The organism is Nonomuraea maheshkhaliensis (genome assembly GCF_039529435.1).
GTDB classification, from domain to species: Bacteria; Actinomycetota; Actinomycetes; order Streptosporangiales; family Streptosporangiaceae; genus Nonomuraea; species Nonomuraea maheshkhaliensis.
Genome location: NZ_BAAAMU010000237.1, coordinates 1 through 7,040, shown reverse-complemented (window position 1 = coordinate 7,040; position 7,040 = coordinate 1). Strand labels below are relative to the sequence as shown.

The following is a 7,040-nucleotide window of genomic DNA, read 5'->3' as shown; positions in this document are numbered from 1 at the left end:
TGCTGCCGACCCCCAGTCCCCACCCCTTGCCCAGCGCCAAGAAGACGGCGGTCGCGGCGAACGCCGCGAGCAGCCCGGCGGCCACCTCCCTGCCTCGCCCGCCGGCCTGCACCGCCGACATCTCGCGCTGCCGGTCCGGCTCGGTGTCGAGCAGGCTTCTGGCCGCCCAGGCCAGGATGGGGATGACGAGTACGGCGCCGTCCGTGAGCACGGACGCCTCCTCGCCTCTCGGCGCCCGGTTGCCGTGCACGATCGCGACCATGGCCAGGGTGAGCAGCAGCGCCTGGTACACCCGGTGCGAGCGCACATAGGCCGACAGCCGGAAGACGGCCAGGGGGATCATCGGATCTCCTCGATCTCACGGGCCGGATAGCCCTGCTCGCGCAGACCGGCCAGGAACCGCGGCAACTCGTCGAGGGGCACGGTGACGGCCACCGTGGTCTGGACGCGTTCCACAGGCTCAGGGGGAGCCTCCACACTCTCCTTGACCTGGCCGTCCAGCACGGACCAGTGACGCAGCCCGGGCAGGCCGCGCAGCCCGCCCTGGTGGTCGCTGGCGATGACGATGCCGCCGCCAGCCGCCACCTCGGTCGCGATCGAGGGCAGGGCCGAGCGCGTGCCGGCGTCCAGGCCGGCGAACGGCTCGTCCAGGATCAGCAGCCCAGGCTCGGCCATCAGCGCCTGGACCAGGCCCACCTTGTGCGCGCTGCCCTTCGACAGGTCGGGGAGCCGGGTGTCGAGCAGCATGCCCATGTTCAGGCGCTCGGCCCAGGGCTCCCAGCGGGCGCGGCCGCGTACGCGGGACATGTGCCGCAGATACTGGGTGACCGTGAACGGCTGGTCGGTGGGGAACCGGTCGGGGGCGAAACCGACGACCGCAGGGCGGCCGGAAACCGTGCCTTTCGTGGGCTTGGCCAGGCCCGCCAGCAGGCGGAGCAGGGTGGACTTGCCCGCTCCGTTCGCGCCGGTCAGCTCGATCACCTCGCCGGGGGAGAGGTCGGCGTCGACGTCTTCGATGACGAAAGGTTCACGCCTTCGGTAACGGAAAGAGACCCGGGATAGACGCATGATCCTGTAACGGTATAGGTCGGGTCGCAGGGCCGGGATAAAGGTCCGACAATAGAGGCGGCACCCCAGCATCACGTCTCAAGAGGAGAGAGGCTTGAACCGCTTTCCACGCGTCATCGGCATGCGTTCAGGCTATGACCCCGTCGAGGTGGACGCCCTGATCGGGCGGATCGAGTCGACCTTGGGCAGAGGCTCGCACGCCTTGGAGCCCGTCACCGCCGACGAGGTGCGCGGCGCCACGTTCCGCGCCAAGCGCGGCGGCTACCAGGAGACCGCGGTCGACTTCGCCCTTGAGGCGTTCGTGGTTGCCCTGGAGACCCAGGCCAAGCGGCCCGTACGGCTGGCCATGGCCGAGCCCACCGGCGAGATGCTCCGCGAGGAGTGGTTCGAGACGCAGGCCGCGCGGGTCGAGCGCGTGGCCTTCCGGGCCGGCCGCATGGGCACCGGCTACAACGAGGACGAGATCGACGCCTTCCTCGACCGGATCGTGGCCACACTGCGCGGCACGACCGACTTCCCGGTGACGGCCAAGGAGGTGCGGGCGGCGAAGTTCTCGACCGTGCTGTTCAGGTCCGGTTACCTCATCGCGGACGTCGACTCCTTCCTCGCGGGCATCGCCGACGTCCTGGAACAGCGGCGCACCTGAGCCGTCCCGGCGGTGTGATCACGCGCCCTTCGGCCAACTCCGGGGCGTGGCGGCTCAGGCGCTCTCGACCGCTTCGAGCAGGCCGCGCAGATCGGGCTGGGCGCGCTGGATGATCGTCTCATCGTCCGGCCGCTGCCCCTGCCGGTTGATCCAGACACGCGGCAGCCCCAGCCGATGCGCCGGCACGATGTCATGGAAGTAGCTCTGCGCCACGTGCACCCAGACCTCCGGCTCGTACGCGCTCCCGAACGCCTCGAAGTGCGCCGTGGCCGGCTTGTAGGCCCCCACGTCCTCGGCCGTCACCACCGCCTCGACCGGCACCGGCAGCCGCCGCCGCGTCTCGGCGATCAGGTCGCGGTCGCAGTTGGTGAGCAGCCCCAGCCGCCACCCGGCCGCGCGCAGCGCCGACAGCTCGACCCCGGTCTCGGGGAACACCGGCCAGTACGGCAGCGTCGCGGCCAGCACGGAGGCGTCGTCCGCGGCCAGTTCGACCTTCTCCTCCGCGCACGCCCGGCGCAGCGCCTCGGCCGTCAGCAGCCGGTAACGCATCGCGGGCGACTCGCTCTGGACGTCGCGCTCGTGCCTGATGTACGCCTCCAGCACCTCCGCCCCCTTGCCGGGAGCGACCAGCTCGACGCTGGTATGGATGCCGTGCCGCCAGTCGACCAGTGTTCCGAAGACGTCGAACGTTACCCATCGCATGAATCCCATCATGACGGTCACGACGGGCCCTGGGGCGAGCCACGCGGACGTACGGGGACGGAAGGAGGCGGCACGGCGCGGGTGCGGTGGACGAGGGCGACGGCGACGGAGGTCACGGGAGCGGCCAGGAACGCGCCCGTGATGCCGGCGACCACGCTGCCCACCGCGATCGCCACCAGGATCACCGCGCCGGGCAGGTCGAGCGCCTTGCCGTAGATCTGCGGCGCCAGCACGTGCCCCTCGATCTGCTGCACCGCCACGGTCACGGCCACCACGATCAGCGCCACCAGCACGCCCTTGGCCACCAGCGCCACCACGGCGGCCAGCAGCCCGGCCAGGAACGCCCCCACCACCGGCAGGAACGCCCCCACGAACGTCAGCACCGCCAGCGGCAGCGCGAGCGGCACCCCGAGGATCCACAGCGCGATCCCGATGAAGAACCCGTCGACCGCCCCCACGACGGCGATGCCGCGGATGTAGCGGCCGATCACCGAGTAGATCAGGTGGCCGGTCTCGGCCAGGCGCGGCCTGGCGGCGGCGGGGGCGAGCTGGAGCAGCCAGTGGAAGAGCCGGTCACCGCCGTGCACGAAGTAGATGGACAGGATCACCGCCAGCACGGCCCCGATGACGATCTCGCCCGCCGTCTTGACCCCGGCCAGGGCGCCGCTGGTGACCTGGCGGCCCTGCGCGGCCAGGTAGTCGCGCGCCTGGCCGAGCAGTTGCCGGTCGTCGAGCCCGAGCCTGACGGCCAGGCGGTGCAGGTCGTCGAGCACCCTGCCGAGGCTGTCACCCAGCTCCGACAGGCTGTCGATCGTGGGCGGCCCCAGCAGCGCGCCCAGGCCGCCCGCCAGCAGCAGACCGCCGGCGAAGACGATCGTGGTGGCGAGGGCTCCGCGCAGGCCGCGCGCGCGGAGCCAGCGGGCGGGCGGGCGGAGCAGGGCGGTGAGGAAGACGCCGATGACGATCGAGATGGCCACCGTGCGCACGTGGTAGAGGCAGAAGAGGACCACCGCGATGACCGCGAACCAACCGAGCAGCCGCCACGGCCTCATCCCCTGCCCCCCATCGTGCCTGGTCAGAGGAGTTCCCCCAGGTCAGCGGGGGCAATCCTGCTCAGCCGGGCGGGGCCAGGTGCGAGCGCTGGGACTGCTTGCTGGCCTCGTACGTCTCCCGCGCCGCGTAGGTGGCGCTGGTCGTCCCCACCTGTGCCACGGGCACGTCCCACCACGCCTCGGAGGAGGGCACGTCGTCGGCCATCCGGTCGGTGCGTACGTAGATGACCGTGGTCTCCGTGGCCGAACGCGCGTCGTCGAGCGCCTTGCGCAGGTCGGCGACCGACTCGGGGCGCAGCACGGTGGCGCCGAGGCTGGCCGCGTTGGCCGCCAGGTCCACCGGCAGCGGGCCGCCGTCGTGCCGCTGGTAGGAGGTGCCGAGCCGTTCGGCGCCCACGCTCTCCGACAGGCGCCCGATGGAGGCGAAGCCGGAGTTGTCGACCAGGACCACGACGAGCTTGACGCCCTCGGAGACGGCGGTGACGAGCTCCTGGGCCATCATCAGGTAGGAGCCGTCGCCCACCAGCACGAACACCTCGCGCTCCGGCCTGGCCATCTTCACGCCGAGGCCGCCGGCGATCTCGTAGCCCATGCAGGAGTAGCCGTATTCGACGTGATAGGCGCCCGGGCCGCTGGGCCGCCAGAGTTTGTGCAGGTCGCCCGGCATCGAGCCGGCCGCGCAGACCACCACGCCGTCGTCGCCCGCCGCCGCGTTGACCGCGCCGATCACGGCGGACTGCGGGATGGGGGTGCCCTCCAGCGCGTACGCCCGGTCCACTGCGGAGTCCCAGGCCCGGGTCAGCTCGGTGGCGCGCTCCCGGTAGGCGGCCGGCGTGCTCCGGCCCGCGCACGCCTCGGCCAGGTCGGCCAGCCCTTCGCGGGCGTCGGCGACCAGTTGCAGGCCCGACAGCTTGGCGGCGTCGAAGCCGGTGACGTTGAGGTTCACGAACCGGGCGGAAGGGGCGAAGATCGTCCGGGAGGCGGTGGTGAAGTCGCTGTAGCGGGTGCCGACGCCGATGATCACGTCGGCCTCGCGGGCCAGCGCGTTGGCGGCGGTGGTGCCCGTCGCGCCGACGGCGCCCAGCGCGAGCGGATGACCGTGGGGCAGCGCGCCCTTGCCTGCCTGCGTCTCGGCCACGGGGACGCCGTACGCCTCGGCGAAGGCGCGCAGCTCGTCGGTGGCCTCGCTGTAGATCACCCCGCCGCCGGCCACGATCAGCGGCCGCTCGGCCGTCTTGATCAGTTCGGCGGCCCGCGCGAGCGCCGCGCGCTCGGGGCGCGGCCTGGGGATGTGCCAGACGCGGTCGGCGAACAGCTCGTCGGGCCAGTCCCACGCCTCGGCCTGCACGTCCTGCGGCAGCGCCAGCGTCACCGCGCCGGTCTCGGCCGGGTCGGTGAGCACCCGCATGGCGGCCAGCAGCGCGGACGGCAACTGCTCGGGGCGGTTGATCCGGTCCCAGAAGCGGGAGACCGGCTTGAAGCAGTCGTTGACCGAGATGTCGTAGGAGCGCTGGTCCTCCAGCTCCTGCAGCACCGGGCTGGCGACGCGGGTGGAGAAGATGTCGCCGGGCAGCAGCAGCACGGGCAGGCGGTTGATGGTCGCCCCGGCCGCGCCGGTGATCATGTTGGTGGCGCCGGGGCCGATGGAGGTGGTGCAGGCCAGGGTGGCCAGCCGGTTGCTCGCGCGGGCGTAGGCGGCGGCGGTGTGGACCATCGCCTGCTCGTTGCGGCTGAGGTGGTAGGGCAGGTCCTCGGTGGAGGTGGCCAGCGCCTGGCCGAGGCCTGCCACGTTGCCGTGGCCGAAGATGCCGACGCAGCCGCCGAAGAACCGGTGCTCCACGCCGTCGCGCTCGCTCCACTGGTGGGCCAGGAAGCGCACGACGGCCTGCGCGACGGTCAGCCTGATCACGATGTCCTCCCGAAGGGCAGCCTGGGATCGATGGGCTGGGCCTCCCAGGACGAGCGGATCCAGGCGTGGCGGGGATCGTCGCAGAACGCCATCGAACGCTGCTCCCCTGGGCCCGCCAGGACGTTGAGGTAGTAGAGGTCGTAGCCGGGTGCGGCCATGGAGGGGCCGTGGTAGCCGTAAGGGACGAGCACCACGTCACCGGAGGAGACCTCGGCGAAGGTGTCGATCTGGCCGCGCTCGGAGGAGTAGACGCGCTGGTAGCCGATGCCCTGGTCGCCGACCTCGAAGTAGTAGATCTCCTCCAGCACGGCCTCGCCGGGGTTGGGGGTGTCGTGCTTGTGCGGCGGGTAGGAGGACCAGTTGCCGTCGGGGGTGAGCACCTCCACGGCCATGAGCCTGTCGCAGTCGAACGCGTCGGGGCTGCAGAAGTTGTTGACCTGGCGGCTGGCCCGGCCCGCGCCCCTGATCTCGACCGAGACCTCGGCGGCGGCCACGTAGCGAGGGGGCAGCGCCCGGGTGGCGCGGGCGGAGGGGAACGCGATGCGTCCCGCCCCCTGCACGGTCACTTCCGTAGAAATCGGGATATAGGCGAAATCGGAGGGTCCGTCGAAGACCGAGGCGCGGCCCGTCAGCACGAACGTGTCGTCCGGCAGGGTGACCGTGCACGAGCCGGACAGCGGCAGGACGAGCATCTCCTCCTCGCCGGTGTCGAGCGTGACCGGAGCCTCGCCCAGATCCGCGACCCGCAGCCCCGAGTAGGTCCAGCCCGCCAGCGACGGAGTGATCTCCACCGACCAGGGACCGTCGGCGGTCTTGCCATAGGGAAGATAGGTCATGCGCCAGCCTCTCGCACCAGGGCCGCGGCACCGTCCACCGCGGTCGCCACATCGTCGTCCGGAGGGTAGAGCAGGGCCCGTCCCACCACGAGACCGCGCACGCCGGGCAGGCTCAGCGCCCGGTGCCAGTCGGCGTAGGCGGCGTCGATGTCGGGCGGGTCGCCGCCGAGGAGCAGTGCGGGCAGCGTGGTCGCGGCCATCACCCGCTCCATCTCGGCCACCGCGGGGATCTTCAGCCAGGTGTAGGCGGAGGTCACGCCGAGGGCCTGGGCGATGCTGATGGAGCGGATCACGGCCTCGGGCGACAGGTCGTTGCGTACGACGCCGGTCTCCGAACGCAGCGACCAGAACGGCTCCACCATGGCCACCAGCCGCCTGCGGGCCAGGCCGGTGACCGCTTTGGCGCACGACTCCAGGGTGGCCACGGTCGCGTGGTCGGAGGGGTCGATGCGACACAACATCTTGCCGCCGTCGAGCCGCATGGCGTCGATCGAGTCGGCGTCGAAGCCGGTGAACCGGTCGTCCATCTCGAACACCGAGCCCTGCAGGCCGCCCCGGTTCATGGAGCCGAAGGCCAGCTTGCCCTCCAGCGCGCCGAGCAGCAGCAGGTCCTCCAGTACGTCGGGGGAGGCCAGGATGCCGTCCACTCCCGGCCTGGACAGCGCCAGCCGCAGGCGGTCGAGCAGGTCGGTGCGGCTGGCCATGGCCAGCGGCCGGTCGCGCACGCCGAGCGCGCCGCGGGCCGGATGGTCGGCGGCGATGATCAGCAGCCAGTCGCCCTCGGCCGGCAGGCAGCGCGCCTCGCGGCGGGCGGCGGCCGCGGCCAC

Annotated in this window: 8 protein-coding genes; 1 reads left to right on the top strand and 7 read right to left on the bottom strand. The window is 72.1% G+C overall.

What is annotated here, in order from left to right; all coding sequences use genetic code 11:
- Positions 1-343 (bottom strand): hypothetical protein (locus tag ABFX54_RS55425; protein ID WP_346115397.1); only part of this gene is annotated, 343 nt, incomplete at its 3' end.
- Positions 340-1,068, bottom strand: a complete 729-nt coding sequence (locus ABFX54_RS55420) for an ATP-binding cassette domain-containing protein (RefSeq protein WP_346115396.1) — start codon at positions 1,066-1,068, stop codon at positions 340-342. The genes ABFX54_RS55420 and ABFX54_RS55425, both read right to left, overlap by 4 nt.
- Before the next feature lie 94 nt (positions 1,069-1,162).
- Between ABFX54_RS55420 and ABFX54_RS55415 the strand changes: the two genes are divergently transcribed.
- Positions 1,163-1,714: a DivIVA domain-containing protein gene (locus tag ABFX54_RS55415; protein WP_346115395.1), complete on the top strand. Its 552-nt coding sequence runs from the start codon at positions 1,163-1,165 to the stop codon at positions 1,712-1,714.
- Positions 1,715-1,768: 54 nt separating this feature from the next.
- Here ABFX54_RS55415 and ABFX54_RS55410 read toward each other — a convergent pair whose 3' ends face one another.
- The 5 genes from ABFX54_RS55410 to ABFX54_RS55390 form a co-directional block, all read right to left on the bottom strand.
- Positions 1,769-2,416, bottom strand: coding sequence for an HAD family hydrolase (locus tag ABFX54_RS55410; protein ID WP_346115394.1), 648 nt, complete (start codon positions 2,414-2,416; stop codon positions 1,769-1,771).
- A 17-nt stretch (positions 2,417-2,433) separates the two neighbouring features.
- Positions 2,434-3,468 carry an AI-2E family transporter gene (locus ABFX54_RS55405; protein WP_346115393.1) on the bottom strand — a complete coding sequence of 345 codons (1,035 nt, stop codon included), beginning with the start codon at positions 3,466-3,468 and terminating at the stop codon, positions 2,434-2,436.
- A gap of 61 nt (positions 3,469-3,529) precedes the next feature.
- Complete coding sequence (gene iolD / locus ABFX54_RS55400; protein ID WP_346115398.1) at positions 3,530-5,374, bottom strand: 3D-(3,5/4)-trihydroxycyclohexane-1,2-dione acylhydrolase (decyclizing); 1,845 nt, start codon at positions 5,372-5,374, stop codon at positions 3,530-3,532.
- A complete protein-coding gene (gene iolB / locus ABFX54_RS55395) occupies positions 5,374-6,213 on the bottom strand; it encodes a 5-deoxy-glucuronate isomerase (protein WP_346115392.1) in 840 nt (279 codons plus the stop codon). The genes iolD and iolB overlap by 1 nt, the downstream gene beginning before the upstream one ends.
- A partial coding sequence (locus tag ABFX54_RS55390) for a Cgl0159 family (beta/alpha)8-fold protein (RefSeq protein ID WP_346115391.1) occupies positions 6,210-7,040 on the bottom strand: 831 nt, incomplete at its 5' end. The genes ABFX54_RS55390 and iolB, both read right to left, overlap by 4 nt.

Bases quoted from the DNA above. Each gene is read 5' to 3' on its own strand.
- ABFX54_RS55420 (WP_346115396.1), bottom strand. From the start codon at position 1,068: ATGCGTCTATCCCGGGTCTCTTTCCGTTACCGAAGGCGTGAACCTTTC.
- ABFX54_RS55410 (WP_346115394.1), bottom strand. From the start codon at position 2,416: ATGCGATGGGTAACGTTCGACGTCTTCGGAACACTGGTCGACTGGCGG.
- ABFX54_RS55405 (WP_346115393.1), bottom strand. From the start codon at position 3,468: ATGAGGCCGTGGCGGCTGCTCGGTTGGTTCGCGGTCATCGCGGTGGTC.
- iolB (WP_346115392.1), bottom strand. From the start codon at position 6,213: ATGACCTATCTTCCCTATGGCAAGACCGCCGACGGTCCCTGGTCGGTG.